This is a genomic window from Marinospirillum alkalitolerans, from assembly GCF_045055655.1.
GTDB lineage: Bacteria > Pseudomonadota > Gammaproteobacteria > Pseudomonadales > Halomonadaceae > Marinospirillum > Marinospirillum alkalitolerans.
In genome coordinates, this window is the sequence record NZ_JBANFI010000002.1 from 257,491 (window position 1) to 275,675 (window position 18,185).

An 18,185-nucleotide genomic window follows, 5' to 3' on the forward strand; every position below is an offset into this window, starting at 1 on the left:
CTATGCTGCTGCACTTTACTAAAATGCATGGCCTCGGTAATGACTTTATGATGCTCGATCTGATCAGCCAAAAAGTCCGCCTCAGGCCAGAGCAAATACGCCGCCTCGCGGATCGTCATCGAGGCGTTGGCTTTGATCAGCTGCTGACAGTCGAAGCGCCTGAGCGCCATGATGCGGACTTTAAATATCGCATCTTTAATGCAGATGGCTCAGAGGTCGAAAACTGCGGCAATGGCGCACGCTGCTTTGCGGTATTTGTGCATGATCGTCGCCTAACCCATAAAAAAGAACTGCTGGTTGAAACCGCTGGCGGCCTACTGGGCTTAAAGCTGGCAGATCAAGGTCAGGTGAGCGTCGATATGGGCGTCCCTCGCTTGCATCCCGACGCTCTGCCTTTTCTCGCCCAAGCACAGGCCACAAGCTATGCGCTCCAAGTCGAGCAGCAAACCTATGACATTGGTGCCGTATCGATGGGCAACCCGCATGCCGTGTTGCGTGTCGAGAGTGCGATTCAAGCCCCAGTCGAGACGCTTGGCCCGCTGATTGAGCAGCATGCTCGCTTTCCCAAACGGGTCAATGTCGGTTTTCTCGAAGTGCTGGATCGCCAGTCTGGCCGCTTACGTGTTTATGAGCGCGGCGCTGGAGAAACTCAGGCCTGCGGTACCGGTGCCTGCGCGGCAATGGTCTATGGCCGCCTGCGCGGCTGGTTTGATGAGCAGGTCACACTGCAGCTCCCAGGAGGGCATCTGCAGATTCACTGGGCGGGTCCAGATCAGCACCTGACCATGACCGGCCCGGCTCAAAGAGTCTTCGAAGGACAGATTTATCTATGACTTGTGATACGACCCTTGGCTCACAACCTGCGACCATCACCCCATCCCTCAGTGAAGCAGAGGTGGCAGCCTGGCTGGCAGAGCATCCTGATTTCTTTCAGCAGCAGCCTGCACTGCTCAGCCAGATGGAGCTGAGCCACCCTTGCGGTGATGCTGAATCACTGCTGCTCTATCAGCTGCGCCTGCTGCGCCAGCAACTGGGCAGCTTACGCACACGTCACGATCAGCTGCTCGCCATCGCGCGCGAGAACGAGCAGCGCTTAAAGCGTTTTGAGCGGCTGCTGATTCAACTGGTGGAAACGCTCAATACAGCTGAACTGCTGCAGGTTCTCAGTGAGCAGCTCCAGCAGGAGTTTGCTATTCCTCAGCTTCGGCTCTGGGGTTACCATCAGATGGACACGCTGCTGCAAGCGGACGAGGCACGACAGAAAGCCCAGCTCAATCTGCTCGGCCATCGTGCGGCGCGGGCCTTCACCCTCCAGCAGGAACACCTCGCGCTGCTTGGGCTCGATGAACAAGTGGCTGGCGGCTCAGCCGTGATTTGTCTGCTCGAACATGAGCACACCGCTGGCCTGTTAGTGCTCGCCCATCCTGAAGCCGAGCACTTTCGACACCGAGATACTTTATTTATCGAGCATCTCGGCAAAGTAATCAGTCATCTGCTGTATCGTGATCTTCGGGTGCGTACTCAGGACGAGCCTCGACCAGCGTCTCAGTCTCGGTCTCCACGCTAGCCCCCACTTCAAGCTGCTGGTCCAGCCATCGCCACACAGGGGCGCAGCCTTCGCTCTTTAAAGAGGAGAAGAGCGCCACCTGCGCCGCGATGCCTTCTTCTTCAAGCTGCTGCTGAACCGCCAACAACTGGTTCTTGGCTGGTCCACGCTTGAGCTTGTCGGATTTGGTCAGCAGCACCAGCAGGCATAAGTCACGCTGATGCGCGACCTGAATCAACTGCCAGTCATAGTCGGTCAGCGGATGACGTATATCCATTAACAGCACAAAACCCCGCAAGGCCTGACGCTCCAGAATATAGCGCCCCAGCTGCTCGCCCCACTGACGCCGCATGGCTTCAGGCACCTTGGCATAACCATAGCCCGGCAAATCCACCAAACGCCGCTGCTCATCCAGACTGAAAAAGTTGATCAACTGCGTCCGTCCTGGCGTTTTACTGGTGCGCGCCAAGCGGGCCGAAGTGAGACAATTCAGCGCACTGGATTTCCCTGCATTGGAGCGCCCAGCAAAGGCGACCTCCCAGCCGGTATCCTCTGGGCACTCTTTCAAACTCGGCGCACTCAGTAAATACTGCGCCTGTGCATAAAGTTGGGGTTGCTTGTCCGCGCTGGGCTTACCCTGCGGTTGATAAATAATCGGAGGATGTGTGGCTTTTTTCTTCTTGACCCGACGCATGGTATTGGCCCGTTGAATGGTTTTAGCTGAATGGATAAGAGATCTGGCATTCCAGTTAGCGCCAGGCTTAGCTATAATGCTACGACTTTAAAAGTGATAGTTTATCACTGGGCGTCCGTTGGTGCGATGCGCGGGTCTATCGGCTAAGCAATGCGGGCGACAGCTTCAAAGAATAAGCCAATTGATGAGAATGGACCAACCATGAAAAAACTTCTACTCGCAGCAACTTTAACTCTTGCCGCCACTGGCCTTGCTCAAGCTGCTGGTGATCCTGTTGCCGGCCAACAAAAAGCCGCTGTTTGTGCCGCCTGTCACGGTGCTAATGGTGTCAGCATGGTCCCGAACTGGCCAAATCTGGCGGGTCAGCATGCCAGCTATCTGACTAATCAAACAATCGATATCCGCGATGGTCGCCGTAGCGTGCCTGAGATGGTTGGCATCGTCGACAACCTGACCGATCAGGACATCATGGATATTTCCGCTTTCTACGCGCGCCAGCCTGCCAACCTGGGTCAAGCCGATCCGGCTCTGGCCGAGCGTGGACGTGATCTCTACCGTGCTGGCGACATCGCCAAAGGCATTCCAGCTTGTACAGCCTGCCACATGCCCAATGGTGGCGGTAACGGTCCTGCGGCCTTCCCAGCTCTTTCTGGTCAGCACCCAACCTACACCATTAACCAGCTGCAAGCCTTCCGCGATGGTCGCCGTCATAACGACCCGAACGCCATGATGCGCATGATTGCTGAAAAAATGACCGATGCTGAAATGGAAGCGGTGGCCTCCTACATGTATGGCCTACATGGAACCAACCGCTAAGCCAAGGATCAGAAAAGGGCCGCTCGGCCCTTTTTTATTGGAGAAATCAGATGTTATCGATCAGAAGACCACTTCTTGCCTTTTGTTGTGCCCTGTTCATCTCGCTTCCAGTTTGGGCGCAAGGTTATACCCAGCTCAGCCAGCCTGTTGAAACTCAAGTCGCCGCCTCCAAAATCGAAGTGGCCGTCATTTTTTCTTATACCTGCCCTTACTGCTTTCAGCTAGAGCCTTTAATCCAGGCCTGGGAGCTGCAGCAGGCTGACGATATTGAAGTGGTTCACCTGCCTGCTGCCTTTAATCCCACTTGGCAGCACTTTGCTCGGGTTTACTATATTGCCGAAGCCTTAGACCTGCTCGATCAGGCCCATATGGCTATTTTTGAAGAAATTCATATTCGCAACAATGGCAACGCTCTGGCCAGCATGAACGGCCTCAAGCGCTTCTTTGCCCGCTTTGATGTTGAGGGTGATCAAGTCGAGAGCCTCTACAGCAGCTTTGGCGTAGAAAGCTATTTGCGCGCTGATTTTGAGCGCTTGCGGGCTTCACAGGTACGGGCTGTGCCTGCATTGATGATTGATGGTCGCTATATTGTCGATGGACGCAGTGCACAAGGTCTAGGTAATATGCTACGCGTGACCGATCAGCTGATCTCACAGATTCGTACTGAGCGCGCACAGTAGCCATCGCTTGCAACTCCTGTTCAGCTGACGTAAAAGAGCAGGAGTTGTAGAAAAGGCTGCCAAGCTTTACAGGCTGAAACGGACAAAGCCTGTTTTTGGCACTATGATAGTGGCTCTATCTCCCTCTGCTCGACAATGGTCTTGCTGTGAATACAACCGACGAAAACTATGGACAGACGCCTCAGCCTGCTGAGACGACCCAACCTGGCTCCTTCGCTTCTAATATGAAAAGCGAAACAGAGGAAGCCAAGGAGAGTCGTGTCGCACGCGAGCGCGAGCGCTTACGTTGGGAAGAAGAAGAACGTCAACGTAAGATCGAAGAAAGGGAAAAGGCAGAGAAAGAGCGCCTTGAAGCTGAACGTCGGGCCCTCTATGCCGAGCTGGAGAATGTCGATTATGACCTGCTCGCCCTGCTGGACTATCCCACGGATCACGAAATTTATGCGGCCAAGCGCTCCCGCACCCTATGGTTTATTGCGCTGGGCTCTGCTTTATTCCTCTTTTTAGCCAGTTTGTTGAGCTTAACCAGCCCTTGGGTAGGCGGTATCGCAGGTGGCCTCGCTTTTGTTTTATGGCTGACCCATGGCGCAGGCATGATGGCCTACTTTCCTTCTTTAAATCGCTACCCTCAACTGGTGATGCAGCGTAAGCGCTTAAAGAGAAATCTGATTGAATATATTCGCAACCTCGAAGGCCGTCAGGGATTTATTCACCGCATCTATCCCCTAGCGCAGCATAATGCTCGCCTTGGTGCGCGACGTTTCAAGCGCCTGGCGCTGATGTCTCGCGAGCATACGCTGTTAGCGAATCTGAAAACTCTGCAGGATACACGTGCCTACCATGAATTTATGGTCGAGGCCTTGCGCGGTTATAAAGAGCTACTGCAAAAAGAAAAAGAAGATGCCTTCGTCCAGTCGATGGACTTCGATCCTGATCTGCTCGAAGAACAAGCCACACCAGAAACAGCCTCAACCCAGGCTGCTGCTCACACTGCACCAGCCGAGCCTGATCCCTCAGCAGCGCAAGCAACTCCCACTGCACGCCCTGCTGCACAAAGTGTTGAAGATATCCTCAATAAGAGCTCTTGAGCAATGAAGGGCTCTTTATCAGGTCTGACTGCTGACCTAGGAAACCTCTGATTCACGACTGCGCTGGGTGATGCTGCGTTGAAGTTGACCTGACCTGCGCTCATGACGTTAATCAGAGGCTGCCTAGGCAGACTTGAGCCATTCTTTTCAGCCTATGGCGAGTCAAGGTGGCGCTTAGTCGCCACCCAGAGACCTTCAGTATTCAATCAATCGGGCGCAGGCCCACCTTCAGAATCTCGTCACCATCGACTTCAACCACCACCCAGTTAATGCCATGCCACTCCATCTGATCGCCGACAACAGGGTGGCCGCCAAAGCGATTTTTCAGCAGCGCACCCAGCGTCAAATGCTGCTGATCTGGGCTGATCGTCAGTCCATATAAGGCCGCCAAATCCTTGAGCGGTGCATCACCCGCCAAAGTAAAATCACCAAAGAAATGACGAAACTGTTGTTTGGCTTTCGGTGCTTCATTGAACATCCGGTTCAAAACAGGCAGATCGGCCTCACGCCCGATAATGCATAAAACATCCTGCTGTTGGAGGCGCGTACTGCCCGAAGGATGGATCAAACGCTGATCACGAAACAAGGCTCCGATTCTGGCACCGGAAGGAAAGCGCAGATGGCGCAGCTCCACTTGATCCAAGGCATCACTGTTCACGGTATACACCATGCATTCATAGTCTTCTTCTGGATAGATGCCCAGCTGAGTACGGCGCTTGGGTTCAAAACTCTTCGGCACTTCCACTTTAAAACGCTTCGCGGCCCAAGGTAGGGTCGAGCCTTGGATCAGCAGAGAAATCAGTACGACGTGAAAGGCAATATTGAAAAACAAACTCGCCTGCTCCACCTGCGCAATCACTGGGAAGATCGCCAGCACAATCGGCACAGCGCCGCGCAAACCCACCCAAGAGATAAAACCCAGCTCGCGCCACTGAAATCTAAAGAAGGGCTTCAGACAAAGCAGAACCGCCAAGGGCCGCGCAATAAAAATCATCGCTAAAGCCAGCGCCGTGGCAGGCAACGCAATCGCCAGCATCTCATGTGGTGCCACCAGCAAGCCTAAGATCAAGAACAAACCTATCTGACTGAGCCAAGCCAAACCATCATGAACCGGCAAGATATGCTGCAAATGACGCGAGCGGCTATTGCCAATCATCAAGCCAGCCAAGTAGATCGCGACAAAGCCGCTGCCACCCAGCATATTCGTGGCGGCAAAAAGACCCAAGCCTGCTCCCGTCACCAACAGGGGATACAGCCCTGGCGTTAAATCTACCTTTTTCAGCAGCTGCACAAACAGCCATCCACCCAGCACGCCCATCGGCAAGCCCAGACCAAACTGCTGCACAAACATCAGTCCGGCCTGCCAGATACTGCTGGTTTCTTGAGTGATGAGTGTGATCAGTGTGATGGTCAGGAAGATGGCCATCGGATCGTTGGTGCCGGATTCGATCTCCAAGGTGGCACTCACCCGCTCATTGAGGCGCACCCCCTTGCCACCCAGCATCGAAAACACCGCCGCCGCATCAGTTGAGCCAACAATAGCCCCAACCAGCAGACCTTCCAGCAGACTGAGATTAAAAATCCACATCGCCAGCAGGCCAGTCACGCCACTGGTGCAGAGTACGCCCAGTGTAGCGAGCGACAAGGCCGGCTTCAGGCCGACCCGAAAGGTCGTCATACGCGTGCGCATTCCGCCATCAAGCAGAATAATCGCCAGTGCCAGATGGCCGATAATATAGGCCGCATCATAATTGCTGAACGCGAGACCACCTACCCCATCCTCACCCGCCAGCATCCCTATACCAAGGAACACCAGCAGCAACGGCAAGCCGGAACGGGCCGAAATCAGACTCGCCAGAATACTCGCGCACAGGAGCAGGGAGCCAATCAAAAAGAGACTATTTAAGTTATCCACAAGGGGCTCTCTATGGATGGATCATGTCACGCATTGTGCCATAAGCTAGGATCGAGGCGCACCTGAGTTTATGGGTGATCGCCTCGATCTGGCTTGGCGTTAACGGCCTGCTAGCTGCGGTAAGAAGAGGGCGATCTGCGGGAAGGTCATGATCAGCGCGGTGGCCAGCAGCAGAATCAGCACAAAGGGCGGCGTGCCACGAATCACCTCCCAGTAGGGGCGCTTAAATACCGCAATCGCTGTAAAAATATCACAGCCGAAGGGCGGTGTCGCAGAGCCGATCGCCACCATCAGGGTGATCAGCACACCCACCAGCACTGGGTCCAGACCGGAACTGGCAATCGCTGGTGCAAAAATGGGTGTCAGCACCAGAATCACGACGATCGGATCGACAAACATACAGGCAATAAAGAAGGCGATGGCAATCGCAAACAACACCCCAACGGGGCCAGCCTGGTTGATGCCAAAACCTTCAAGCAGCAGCTGTGGAATCTGGGCAAAGGAGATAATCCACGAAAAGCCATTTCCGACGGCCACCAGAATAAACACCACGGCAGTGATCAAGCCAGTCGAGCGGGCAATACTGAATAAATCCTTGAACTGCAAGGAGCGAAACACGACAAATTCGAGTAACGCCGCATAGAGCACACAGGCCGCGGCGGCTTCTGTCGGGCTGAACACCCCACCATAGATCCCACCCACGATAATGATTGGAAAGCCCAGCGGCCAGAGAGCCTGCTGAATGGCCTGCGCTCTTTCTGCCCAAGTTGCCTTAGGTTCCGTCGGGACCCTGTGTCGCCAGGCGTAATACATGCTGTAGGCCGAAAAAAGCAGCAGAATCAGCAGGCCGGGGCCGATTCCTGCCAAGAACAAATCACCTATCGAGGTGCCGGACACCACGCCATAGATAATCATGCCGATACTGGGTGGAATCAAAAACGCAATATCACTGGCATTGATAATCAGCGCCAGCGTAAAAGAATCCTTATAGCCCGCTTGGAGCATGCGTGGACGCAAGGGTGTGCCTACGGCCACGACGGTTGCCTGCGTCGAGCCTGAGACCGCACCAAAAAGAGTGCAGGAGGCAGCCGTACTGACAGCCAATCCGCCTTTGATATGACCAATAAAGGCCATCACCAGATTGACCAGACGCTGCGCAGACTGACCACGGGTCATGATGTCGGCAGCCAGAATAAACATTGGTACGGCAATCAAGGCCGTGGGCCGAATCCCCGCCATCATTTGTTGAATCAGGGTTTCTGTATGCTGCAGATCACCAAAAACCCACACCAACCCCACCAGACTGCCAACAGCAAGAGGCACCAGCATCGGATAGCCCAGCAACAAAAGCAGCAGCATGGTGATCAACATGGCGGTCATCATGATGGCGTGTCCTCACTGGGGGCATAGCGATCCACCACCTTGGTGGACAGATAGGGCTGGCGGCTAAGCAGATTTTTAAGGCCCGTCAGCAGATATTGCAGTGCTGTGAGTGCAAAGCCTAGCGGGACCCAGAGGTACATCCAATAAACAGGAATACCTGAGACTGGCAACACCCTCCCCGTGCCATACACACCCTGCACATAGAGAAAGGCGTAATAACTCAGCATCCATAAGAGCGCTGAAGTCGTCCACGCCATCACCAGCATCAGATAACGCCGCCCCTGCGTAGGCAAGAGATCATAAAAAGCCGACATACGAATATGTCGGCCCTCGCGTGCGGCATAACCTATTCCGGCAAAGGTCACCAAGACGATCAAGATCCGATTGACCTCTTCGGCAAAGTGTAGACTTTCACCCAACGCGAAGCGGCCGATGACATTGGCCATAGTGTTGATGGCCATCAACAGAATAGCTGCGACCAGCACACTGGATTCAATGCGACTGATCAACCGACCCAGCGCATCGGTCACACGCTGGATCGGTTGCAACCAGGTCGGTTTTTGGCGCGTCATGCTGCTGGTTACTCTTTGCGTACGGCGTCAAGATCCGCCTTAAACTGCTCCAGCAACGCCGCACCACGCTCTCCGGTCATTTCGATAAAGCGGGCTTCTACCTGTGGGGCACGATCACGAAAAGCTTGGCGCTCTTCTTCAGTTAAACGTGTCACGGTGACCTGATCACTGGATTCCAGAATGCGCTCCAGCATGGCATCGCTCAAACCAGGCACATATTCAGTGATGTAGTCAAAAGCATAGGCAGTGGCATCGCGCACCAGCTGCTGATCTTCTGCGCTCAGACCATTGAAGAAGTCCTGATTCGCCATCAAGGCTGTAGTGAACTGGCCATGGCCGGTAAAGATCAGGTTGGGTGAAACCTCATACAATGCACCGGATTGAATCCAGAAGATCGGGTTTTCCTGACCTTGCAGAATATTGGTTTGCAAGCCGCCATAGACTTCACCCCAGGGCAGTGGGGTCGGTGTCGCGCCAAAGGCACGATAGGTTTCTGTTAGCAAGGGATTCGGCATGGTACGAATGTTCTTGCCACGAAAATCCTCAGGGCTGCGCACTGGCGTATCTGCCGTCACCACCATCTCGCCTTCTGGATACATGGTGAGCAGCTCTAAGCCTTGCTCTGCATAAAGCGCAGGAAACAGCTCGTTGATCGCGCGGCTAGTGCGAAAGAACTCGACCATCTGCTGGTCATCAACAGGCAGGAGATAAGGAATAAAGAAAATCTGGGCCTCGGGTATCAAGGCACCGGTAAAGCCAGGAGATTGGTTCACAAAATTCAGGATACCGGCCTGCGTCTGCTCCATAATATCTTCTGATTCACCAAGATCACCAAAACGGAAAATCTGCACCTGATGCTCTGAGTGGGTCTCGATATACTCGCGGAATTTTTGTGCAAACACATCCTGTACATCGCCTTCAAATTCTTCATGGGCATAACGCCACTGCTGTCCTTGGGTGCTGGCTTCTTCGCTGCTACAGGCGACAAGCCCAGTCAGAAACGCGCCAGCGACCCCTGCGGCAAGAAGTTTTTTCAGTTGCATGGTTTTCCCTCTTCACTTAGTGAAATCTGTGGATCAGTCCACCTGCCTCTCTTATCCACCCTCTTTTAGGCTGGGCATCGGCTCAATAAGTCGTCAGACTGGCCGAATAGATCGACGCGCATCACAGGTTCTAGCGGATCGCGCGGTAGGAGAGCGCAGGCTCAGCCCACAAGAATGGCAAAGCAGCTTATAGATGGCAAGCTTTATGATAAAAAAATATTATCAATCATCGAGAGAGGCAGTGAATGAAAGCGCTGATTCAACGCGTTAGTCAGGCCAGTGTGACCATTGAAGGTGTCGAAAAAGGTGCCATTACTCAGGGGCTGGTGGTCTTTCTGGGCATTGAGAAAACCGACACCCCGGCCATTGCACAAAAGCTGCTCAATCGCTTGATTGACTATCGCATCTTTAGTGATCAAGAGGGTAAAATGAACTTGAGCCTGCGTGATATTCACGGTGGGCTGCTGATCATTTCTCAATTCACTCTCGCGGCAGAAACGCGCAAAGGACTTCGTCCGAGTTTTTCGAGCGCCGCCCCCCCTGAGCCAGCAAAAAACCTCTATACTTTTTTTGTTGAACAGGCGCAGCAGCAGCTGGATCAGGTTGCCCAAGGGGAGTTTGCCGCCGATATGCAAGTACAGCTGATCAACGACGGGCCAGTGACCTTTTTGCTTGAGGCCTAGGCGCAGTCATCACCTTGCTGATGCAAGGTTTTTTTAAGGAGTAGCGAGCTTGAGTCAATCGAAATCCAAACCTGTTGCCCTAATTACAGGCGGTGCACAAGGTCTCGGCCGTGCCATCAGCGGGGCCTTATTGCAACAAGGATGGCAGGTCATGATCGCAGACCTAGATGGAGAGGCAGGCACTGAATGCCTGCATCTGTTTGATCATCTAGGTCCGGTGGCTTTTGAGGCAGTGGATGTGGCTCAGGAAGCCCAAGTCAAAGCCTTGATGCAGACCACTGCAGAACGCTTGGGGCAGGTACAGCTGCTTGTCAATTGTGCGGGTATCAGCAACCCTTTTAGCGGTGCGCTGGAGGATCTCGATCTGGCCACCTGGCAGCGCTATATTGATGTCAACCTGACGGGCACCTTCCTCTGCGTCAAGCATGCAGCGCCGATGCTGCGCGCCACACGGGGCAGCATCATCAATCTGGCATCAACACGCGCGCTCCAATCAGAACCAGATACCGAAGCCTATTCCGCCAGCAAGGGCGGTGTCGTCTCCCTCACGCATGCCTTAGCGATCAGCCTTGGCCCCGAGGTACGCGTGAATGCAATCAGTCCGGGCTGGATCGAGGTCGGCGAATGGCAAAAATCCAGCTCACGCTATCAGCCCTTCCACTCCCAAGAAGATCATGAGCAGCATCCTGTTGGCCGTATCGGCAAGCCAGATGATGTGGCTGGCTTGGTACTCTGGCTGGCCTCAGATCTGGCGAGTTTTGTCACTGGGCAAAACTTTGTGCTCGATGGTGGGATGACACGCAAGATGATCTATCAGGCCGACTAGCCACCGCATTAGGGACAAATCGATCCAATAAAAAAACGCGGCTACCAAGGCAGTCGCGTTTTTTTATCCTCGCTCACTCAGCCATCAGAGGCTGACCAAGACCAGACTCAGGGTTTAGCGGGCGATATCGAGCAGCTCAACCTTAAACACCAGCGCTTCATTCGGGCCAATCGCGCCACCGGCACCATTGCTGCCATAAGCCAGTTCAGCTGGGATATAAATCATCCACTCGCTACCGACAGGCATCAGTTGTAGCGCTTCCTGCCAACCCTGAATCACTTGATTCACACGGAAGCTGGCGGGCTGGTTACGGGCATAGGAGCTATCAAACACCTCGCCATTCACCAGACGGCCTTCATAGTGGACCTGCACCTGATCGGTCGCGCTAGGACGGGCACCCTCCCCTGCACGCACCACTTCATACTGCAAGCCACTGTCGAGAGTTTGAACGCCATCACGCTGCGCATTTTCAGCCAGATAAGCTTGTCCACGCTCGAGGTTCGTCTGTGCTACCTGCTGATGACGCGCCATAGATTCTTCCATCAAGCGCTCTTGCAGTGCATTGATGATTTCACCTATCTGCTCATCATTCAGACGTGGGGTATTGCCAGCATAGATATCTTGCAGCGCCAGCGTAAAGCTCTCGATATCCAATTGATCGATATCTTCATGCAACTGACGACCCACCATCACACCCAAGCTATAACCCGTACGGGCTTCTTCCGTGTTCAGCTCATTGGCCATGACCTGAGTGGCCGTTAAGCTTGTCAAGGTGAGGCCTGCGGCCAAAGCCCATTGCCCTAAGGGTTTCAACATACCAACTCCTTCATTCATTGTGACATGAACCAGCGCCATCAGGCACACCGGCTTGTATTACCTTTCTAGTGTCTCTATTGGAGCACTGAAATTCAATAAGTTCACTGATCCATTTGGCCTTTTTTATCTTCCAAGGACGCTGCCACCAAGGGTCTGGCGATCACATCAGCCCGCGCCTGCACGCGCGCGATCACTTGCGCGGCCACTTCTTCGGCCTCAGATTCATCCAGATAAAGAGTCAGCAAGGTCAACAAGGCCGCCACATTCAGGGTCTGGGCATCATCAAAGCACTCGATCAGATTGGCGATCAAGGCCGCCTGCGGCTCTTCACACACCACGAGACCCTGACGCTGCTGATAGTAGTAGTAAAGAATCGCCTGCTCCTGCTGCTCAGAGTATTCCTCTGCCTTTAACAGATGCTCACGCATCCGATGCAGCGGGCCATGTTCATGACGATCACCGCGTGCGGCCAGAGTTTTTAACTGACGACGTTGCAAGCGCAGACTTTGGGTAAAATCCTGATTCCAGTTATGGAACTGACGAAAGGCCTGCTGCCAATCGGGTGCCAAACGCAGTTTCTGTCTGGAGCTCCACAAGGCAAACAACAGCAGGTTGATATTCGCGCCCGATTCATCCTGCAAGGTCAGACACGCCTCTTCGAAGCGTTGGACCTGATAGAGTCCCAGCGAAAAACGCCAGAAAGGGTTATCATGCAGCAGCATTTTTTTGATCCTTTTTTGTTGCCCCAGGAGCCAGAACCATGATTTCTCTCAATCAGCTCACACTCAGACGTGGTGCCTTATGCCTGCTGGATCAGGCCAGCGTCAGCCTGCATACAGGCTGGAAAGTGGGGCTGACCGGAGCCAATGGAGCTGGCAAGTCATCGCTGTTTCAGCTTTTGCTCGGCCAACTTACTCCAGATGCCGGCGAGCTGCAAATGTCTGGCTATCAAGCGATGGCCCATATGGCGCAAGAGGTCGATGCGCGCCAACGGAGTGCTCTCGATTATGTGCTCGATGGCCACCAAGCTCTGCGTCGGGTCGAGGCAGGTTTGATCGAAGCTGAAGCGCAGGATGATCATCAACGGCTGGCCGAGCTACACGGCGAATATGATCTGCTGCAAGGCTATAGCAAGGTGGCTGAGGCGGAGCAGCTACTGGCTGGCTTGGGCTTTGCTCAGGAGAGCTTTCATCGTCCGGTCAGTGACTTCTCCGGTGGCTGGCGTATTCGTTTGAATCTGGCACAAACCCTGTTTATGCCCTCGGATCTGCTCCTGCTGGATGAGCCAACCAACCACTTGGATCTGGATGCAACCCTCTGGTTAGAAGGCTTTTTGAAGGCCTACAGCGGCACGCTGATTCTGATCTCTCATGACCGAGACTTTCTCGATAGCGTGATCACCCATCTGCTGCATGTTGAGCACAAAAAGCTCAACCTCTATAAAGGCGGCTATAGCGATTTTGAGCGCCAGCGGGCCGAGCGTCTGGCGCAACAACAGGCGCAGTATGATAAGCAGCAGCGTGATATTGCCCATATGGAAAATTTTATTCGCCGCTTTAAAGCTAAGGCCAGCAAAGCCAAACAGGCGCAGAGCCGTGTCAAAGCGCTCGAAAGAATGGAGAAACTGCTGCCCGCGCATCTGGATTCACCCTTTGAGTTCAGCTTTCCGGTTGCAGAGCAGATGTCCGATCCACTGGTGGTGCTGCGTGAGGCGCAGCTCGGCTATGCGCAGCAGCCCGTCTTAACCAACGTCGGCTTCACGCTACATCCTGATCAACGTATCGGCCTGCTAGGACCCAATGGCGCGGGCAAATCAACGCTGATCAAAAGTCTGGTCGGTGATCTGCCCCTCGTACAAGGCACCCGCGTGGTCGGCGAGCACCTCAAGATTGGCTACTTTGCTCAGCATCAGCTAGAAGCGCTGGATATCCATGCCTCACCCCTGCTCCATCTACAACGCCTTGCCCCGCAAGAGCGCGAACTGACGCTGCGTAAGTTCCTCGGCGGCTTTGGTTTTCAGGGGGATGAAGCCTTGGCGAGCATCCAGCGTTTCTCTGGCGGCGAGAAGGCGCGTTTGGCCTTGGCAATCATTGCGTGGCAAAGACCCAACCTGCTGCTGCTTGATGAACCCACCAACCATTTGGATCTGGATATGCGTCATGCCTTGACGCTTGCACTCCAAGCCTTTGAGGGGGCGGTGCTTGTCGTATCGCATGATCGCCATCTGCTCAAACATTGTGTGGACGACTACTGGCTGGTTGCTGAAGGGCGTGTCGCGCCGTTTGATGGCCTGTTAGAAGACTATGCCCAGTGGTTGAAGCAATATCAGCTGGCGCAGAAAAAAGGCAAGACGACCTCGGCTGAGCCTTCACCCAGCGAGCCTTCAGCCACAACCCAGATCGTGGATAGCACACCCAGTACGACGGGCAATAAAAAACTTGATCGCCAAGAAGCGGCCAAAAAGCGTGCCCAGCTGCAACCGCTGAAGAAAAAAATCCATCAATTAGAAGACAGGATGGAGCAACAGCGCCAACAGCTGGCTCAGATAGAAGAGCAGCTTGGAGATGCTGAGCTGTATCAAAATCCGCAAAAACGTGATGCCCTGCAGACTCTACTCAAACAGCAAAGCCAGCACAAGCAAACGCTGGAAGAGCAGGAAATGCAGTGGTTAGAACTCAGCGAAGAGCTGGAAGCGCTGACCCTGGCTCTTGGTCTGTAAATCGGGGGCTTTCAGTCAGGCGCCTGAGTCTCTTCAAAATCAAGCATAAAAAAAGCGGCCCTGCCAACCCGAGGCAAAGCCGCTTTTTTGCAAGGTGACAGATCAAAGCATCGACCTGAAACCCAAGCGGATCTCAGCACAGCAACTTAGGGCTTCATGTCTTCAAAGAACTTTTTCACACCATCAAACCAGTTGTTCTTTTTGGGAGAGTGCTTCTCGCCACTGGTATCTTCATGGAAGCGACGCAGTAAATCTTTTTGCGCCTCAGAAAGATTGACCGGTGTTTCCAGCACCACACGGCACAAGAGATCACCCGTCATGCCGCCACGCACGGGTTTGACACCCTTACCGCGCAAGCGAAAGAGCTTGCCTGTTTGCGTCTCCGCTGGAATCTTGAGCTTCACGCGGCCTTCCAGCGTTGGGACTTCCAGCTCACCGCCTAGTGTGGCATCCACAAAACTGACGGGGACTTCGCAGTAAAGATCCGCACCCTCTCGCTCAAAAATCGGATGGGGACGCACGTTGATCTGCACATAGAGATCGCCCGTTCCGCCACCAAGACGTCCGGCTTCACCCTCGCCTGAAAGACGAATCCGATCTCCGGTATCCACACCAGCGGGGATTTTGACTTCAAGAGTTTTGGTCTTCTGCACTCGACCTTCACCATGACAGCTCTTACAAGGGTTACGAATCACCTTGCCAGAGCCGTGACAGCGTGGACAGGTCTGCTGGATCGCGAAGAAGCCCTGCTGCATCCGCACCTGCCCCATGCCATTACAGGTCGAACAGGTTTCGGCTTGGCCATCTTCTGAGCCAGTGCCGTGACAGGCATCACACTCATCCAAAGTGGGCACCTTGATTTTCACGCTGGTGCCTTTGACGGCATCTTCTAAATCCAGATCCAGCTGGTAGCGTAGATCCGCACCACGCTGAGCACCACTGCGACCGCCTCGGCCACCACCGCCGCCAAAGATATCGCCAAACATATCGCCAAAGATGTCGCCAAAACCGGCACCACCTTGGAAGCCACCGCCACCACCGCCCATTTGCGGATCCACACCAGCATGCCCAAAGCGATCATAGGCTGCACGCTTATCGGCATCGGCTAGCACTTCATAGGCTTCGGTCGCTTCTTTGAATTTTTCGACTGACTCAGGGTCGTCTGAATTGCGATCCGGGTGGTATTTCATCGCCAAGCGACGGTAGGCTTTTTTGATCGCCTTCTCATCGGCGTCGCGTTCGACCCCCAGGATTTCGTAATAATCACGTTTTGCCATGGTTTCTCGTCACCGCTTTTGCCACCCGTTACAGAAAAACCAACGCGGGAACTGGCCCGCGTTGGCATCAGGCGCAAGCCGCTGCTCGCGCACTGTGTGGGTGTAGAGTTAAATGGGTGCTTACTTCTTGTCTTCTTTCACTTCTTCGAACTCAGCATCCACTGCATCATCTGGGCCCTTGCCAGCTTCTGGCTGGGCTGCACCTTCAGCTGCGCCTGCATCAGCATAGAGCTTCTGCGCTAAGCTGCCTGAAGCGGTGGCCAGAGCTTGCGTCTTCTCTTCGATCTGCTCTTTGTTATCTGATTTGAGCGCCTCTTCGAGATCGGCAATCGCCTTTTCAATCGCTTCTTTCTCACTGGCTTCAACCTTATCAGCGGCTTCAGTCAGTGTTTTGCGCGTGGCGTGAATCATACCATCGGCTTGGTTACGTACTTGCACCAGCTCTTCAAACTTCTTGTCTTCTGCTGCATGAGCTTCGGCATCACGCACCATCTTCTCGATTTCTTCATCCGACAAGCCAGAAGAAGCCTTGATCACGATCGACTGCTCTTTGCCTGTCGCCTTGTCTTTGGCCGATACATTCAAAATACCGTTGGCATCCAGATCAAAGGTCACCTCAATCTGAGGCACACCGCGCGGTGCGGGTGGAATATCAGCCAGATCAAAACGACCCAGGGATTTGTTCTGTGCCGCTTGCTTACGCTCACCTTGCAACACATGGATGGTGACCGCATTCTGGTTGTCATCCGCTGTCGAGAAAACCTGCGACTTCTTGGTTGGGATGGTGGTGTTCTTCTCAATCAGAGAAGTCATCACGCCACCCATGGTTTCAATACCCAGCGTCAGTGGTGTGACATCCAGCAGCAGAACGTCTTTCACATCACCCGAGAGTACCGCACCTTGAATCGCTGCACCCACGGCAACGGCTTCATCTGGGTTGACATCTTTACGTGCTTCTTTGCCAAAGAATTCAGCAACACGGGCTTGCACCTTCGGCATCCGCGTTTGGCCACCCACCAGAATCACATCATCGATATCTGAGGCTGACAGGCCAGCATCTTGTAAAGCCGTACGGCAAGGCGCTAAAGAACGCTCAACCAGATCTTCAACCAAGGCTTCGAGCTTGGCGCGGCTGACCTTGACGTTCAAGTGCTTAGGACCTGAGCTGTCTGCGGTGATATAGGGCAGATTGACATCTGTTTGCTGGCTAGAAGACAGCTCGATCTTGGCTTTTTCAGCCGCTTCTTTCAGACGCTGCATCGCCAGAGGATCACCCTTCAGATCAATACCGCTGTCTTTTTTGAACTCGTCTGCGAGATACTCGATCAGGCGCAGGTCAAAGTCTTCACCACCCAAGAAGGTGTCACCATTGGTGGCCAGCACTTCAAACTGGGTTTCGCCATCAACATCGGCCACTTCGATAATCGAAATATCGAAAGTACCACCACCTAAGTCATAAACTGCGATGGTTTTGTCACCACGCGATTTATCCATACCATAGGCCAGTGCTGCTGCTGTTGGCTCGTTGATAATACGCTTCACTTCAAGGCCAGCAATACGGCCGGCATCTTTAGTCGCCTGACGCTGGCTGTCGTTGAAGTAGGCGGGGACAGTAATCACCGCTTCTGTCACTTCTTCGCCAAGATAGTCTTCTGCTGTTTTCTTCATCTTTTTCAAGACTTCGGCAGAAATCTGTGGAGGCGCCATCTTCTTGCCTTTGACTTCCACCCACGCGTCGCCATTGTCGGCTTTCACGATGCTGTAAGGCACCATTTTGATGTCTTTTTGTACCACTTCTTCTTCAAAGCGACGGCCAATCAGACGCTTGACTGCATAGAGGGTGTTTTGTGGGTTGGTCACGGCCTGACGCTTGGCACTCATCCCCACCAGGGTTTCGCCATCTTCTGCATAAGCGATGATGGAAGGCGTGGTACGGCCACCTTCAGCATTTTCAATGACCTTTGCCTTGTCACCATCTAAAACAGCCAAACAAGAGTTAGTTGTACCTAAGTCAATACCAATAATACGGCCCATAGTCTTTCTCCAATAATCAATTCATTCTGTTCATGCTGAGGGCTCAACGCATGAGCCTTGGCGTTCTTCTACTGCTTGATAACCCTTAAATGT

The 18,185-nt window shown here is 53.7% G+C and carries 17 protein-coding genes; 8 read left to right on the forward strand and 9 right to left on the reverse strand.

Annotation, left to right across the window (positions count from 1 at the left end; genetic code table 11):
• Positions 1-2: 2 nt before the first annotated feature.
• Both dapF and V6U78_RS04135 read left to right on the forward strand, forming a co-directional pair.
• The gene (dapF, locus tag V6U78_RS04130; protein WP_405337491.1) at positions 3-833 is read left to right on the forward strand and encodes a diaminopimelate epimerase; all 831 of its coding nucleotides are present in this window, start codon (positions 3-5) and stop codon (positions 831-833) included.
• Positions 830-1,567, forward strand: a complete 738-nt coding sequence (locus V6U78_RS04135) for a DUF484 family protein (RefSeq protein ID WP_405337494.1) — start codon at positions 830-832, stop codon at positions 1,565-1,567. The genes dapF and V6U78_RS04135 overlap by 4 nt, the downstream gene beginning before the upstream one ends.
• Here V6U78_RS04135 and yihA read toward each other — a convergent pair.
• A complete protein-coding gene (yihA, locus tag V6U78_RS04140; protein ID WP_405337497.1) occupies positions 1,485-2,240 on the reverse strand; it encodes a ribosome biogenesis GTP-binding protein YihA/YsxC in 756 nt (251 codons plus the stop codon). The two genes, V6U78_RS04135 and yihA, sit on opposite strands and share 83 nt — an antisense overlap.
• 201 nt (positions 2,241-2,441) lie before the next feature.
• On the opposite strand from yihA, the gene V6U78_RS04145 reads away from it, so the two are divergent.
• The 3 genes from V6U78_RS04145 to V6U78_RS04155 all read left to right on the forward strand — a co-directional run bounded on the left by V6U78_RS04145 (position 2,442) and on the right by V6U78_RS04155 (position 4,824).
• Complete coding sequence (locus V6U78_RS04145) at positions 2,442-3,056, forward strand: c-type cytochrome (RefSeq protein WP_405337500.1); 615 nt, start codon at positions 2,442-2,444, stop codon at positions 3,054-3,056.
• 50 nt (positions 3,057-3,106) lie between these two features.
• A complete protein-coding gene (locus V6U78_RS04150) occupies positions 3,107-3,736 on the forward strand; it encodes a thiol:disulfide interchange protein DsbA/DsbL (protein WP_405337503.1) in 630 nt (209 codons plus the stop codon).
• 146 nt (positions 3,737-3,882) lie between these two features.
• Positions 3,883-4,824 (forward strand): hypothetical protein, encoded by a 942-nt coding sequence (locus V6U78_RS04155; RefSeq protein ID WP_405337506.1) that lies wholly within the window; start codon positions 3,883-3,885, stop codon positions 4,822-4,824.
• Positions 4,825-5,026: 202 nt separating this feature from the next.
• On the opposite strand, the gene V6U78_RS04160 is transcribed toward V6U78_RS04155, so the two are convergent.
• The 4 genes from V6U78_RS04160 to V6U78_RS04175 form a co-directional block, all read right to left on the reverse strand.
• A complete protein-coding gene (locus V6U78_RS04160) occupies positions 5,027-6,739 on the reverse strand; it encodes a potassium/proton antiporter (RefSeq protein WP_405337509.1) in 1,713 nt (570 codons plus the stop codon).
• A gap of 99 nt (positions 6,740-6,838) precedes the next feature.
• A complete protein-coding gene (locus V6U78_RS04165; protein WP_405337512.1) occupies positions 6,839-8,122 on the reverse strand; it encodes a TRAP transporter large permease in 1,284 nt (427 codons plus the stop codon).
• On the reverse strand, positions 8,119-8,694 hold the full coding sequence (locus V6U78_RS04170) for a TRAP transporter small permease (RefSeq protein ID WP_405337515.1): 576 nt from the start codon (positions 8,692-8,694) through the stop codon (positions 8,119-8,121). Before V6U78_RS04170 ends, V6U78_RS04165 begins: the two co-directional genes overlap by 4 nt.
• Positions 8,695-8,702: 8 nt before the next feature.
• Positions 8,703-9,737 (reverse strand): TRAP transporter substrate-binding protein, encoded by a 1,035-nt coding sequence (locus V6U78_RS04175; protein ID WP_405337518.1) that lies wholly within the window; start codon positions 9,735-9,737, stop codon positions 8,703-8,705.
• 245 nt (positions 9,738-9,982) lie between these two features.
• Between V6U78_RS04175 and dtd the strand changes: the two genes are divergently transcribed.
• Positions 9,983-10,420 carry a D-aminoacyl-tRNA deacylase gene (gene dtd, locus V6U78_RS04180; protein WP_405337521.1) on the forward strand — a complete coding sequence of 146 codons (438 nt, stop codon included), beginning with the start codon at positions 9,983-9,985 and terminating at the stop codon, positions 10,418-10,420.
• A 49-nt stretch (positions 10,421-10,469) separates the two neighbouring features.
• Positions 10,470-11,246 carry an SDR family oxidoreductase gene (locus tag V6U78_RS04185; protein ID WP_405337524.1) on the forward strand — a complete coding sequence of 259 codons (777 nt, stop codon included), beginning with the start codon at positions 10,470-10,472 and terminating at the stop codon, positions 11,244-11,246.
• Between the two features lie 114 nt (positions 11,247-11,360).
• Here the strand turns inward: V6U78_RS04185 and V6U78_RS04190 are convergent, their stop codons facing one another.
• Positions 11,361-12,062 carry an FKBP-type peptidyl-prolyl cis-trans isomerase gene (locus tag V6U78_RS04190; RefSeq protein WP_405337527.1) on the reverse strand — a complete coding sequence of 234 codons (702 nt, stop codon included), beginning with the start codon at positions 12,060-12,062 and terminating at the stop codon, positions 11,361-11,363.
• A 101-nt stretch (positions 12,063-12,163) separates the two neighbouring features.
• Complete coding sequence (locus V6U78_RS04195; protein WP_405337530.1) at positions 12,164-12,784, reverse strand: TIGR02444 family protein; 621 nt, start codon at positions 12,782-12,784, stop codon at positions 12,164-12,166.
• Positions 12,785-12,822: 38 nt separating this feature from the next.
• Here V6U78_RS04195 and V6U78_RS04200 point away from each other — a divergent pair, with 38 nt between their 5' ends.
• Positions 12,823-14,781, forward strand: a complete 1,959-nt coding sequence (locus V6U78_RS04200) for an ATP-binding cassette domain-containing protein (RefSeq protein WP_405337533.1) — start codon at positions 12,823-12,825, stop codon at positions 14,779-14,781.
• Between the two features lie 146 nt (positions 14,782-14,927).
• Here the strand turns inward: V6U78_RS04200 and dnaJ are convergent, their stop codons facing one another.
• Positions 14,928-16,058 carry a molecular chaperone DnaJ gene (dnaJ, locus tag V6U78_RS04205; RefSeq protein WP_405337536.1) on the reverse strand — a complete coding sequence of 377 codons (1,131 nt, stop codon included), beginning with the start codon at positions 16,056-16,058 and terminating at the stop codon, positions 14,928-14,930.
• 120 nt (positions 16,059-16,178) lie between these two features.
• Entirely contained in the window at positions 16,179-18,092 is a 1,914-nt protein-coding gene (gene dnaK / locus V6U78_RS04210; protein WP_405337539.1) for a molecular chaperone DnaK, read from the reverse strand.
• Positions 18,093-18,185: the final 93 nt, after the last annotated feature.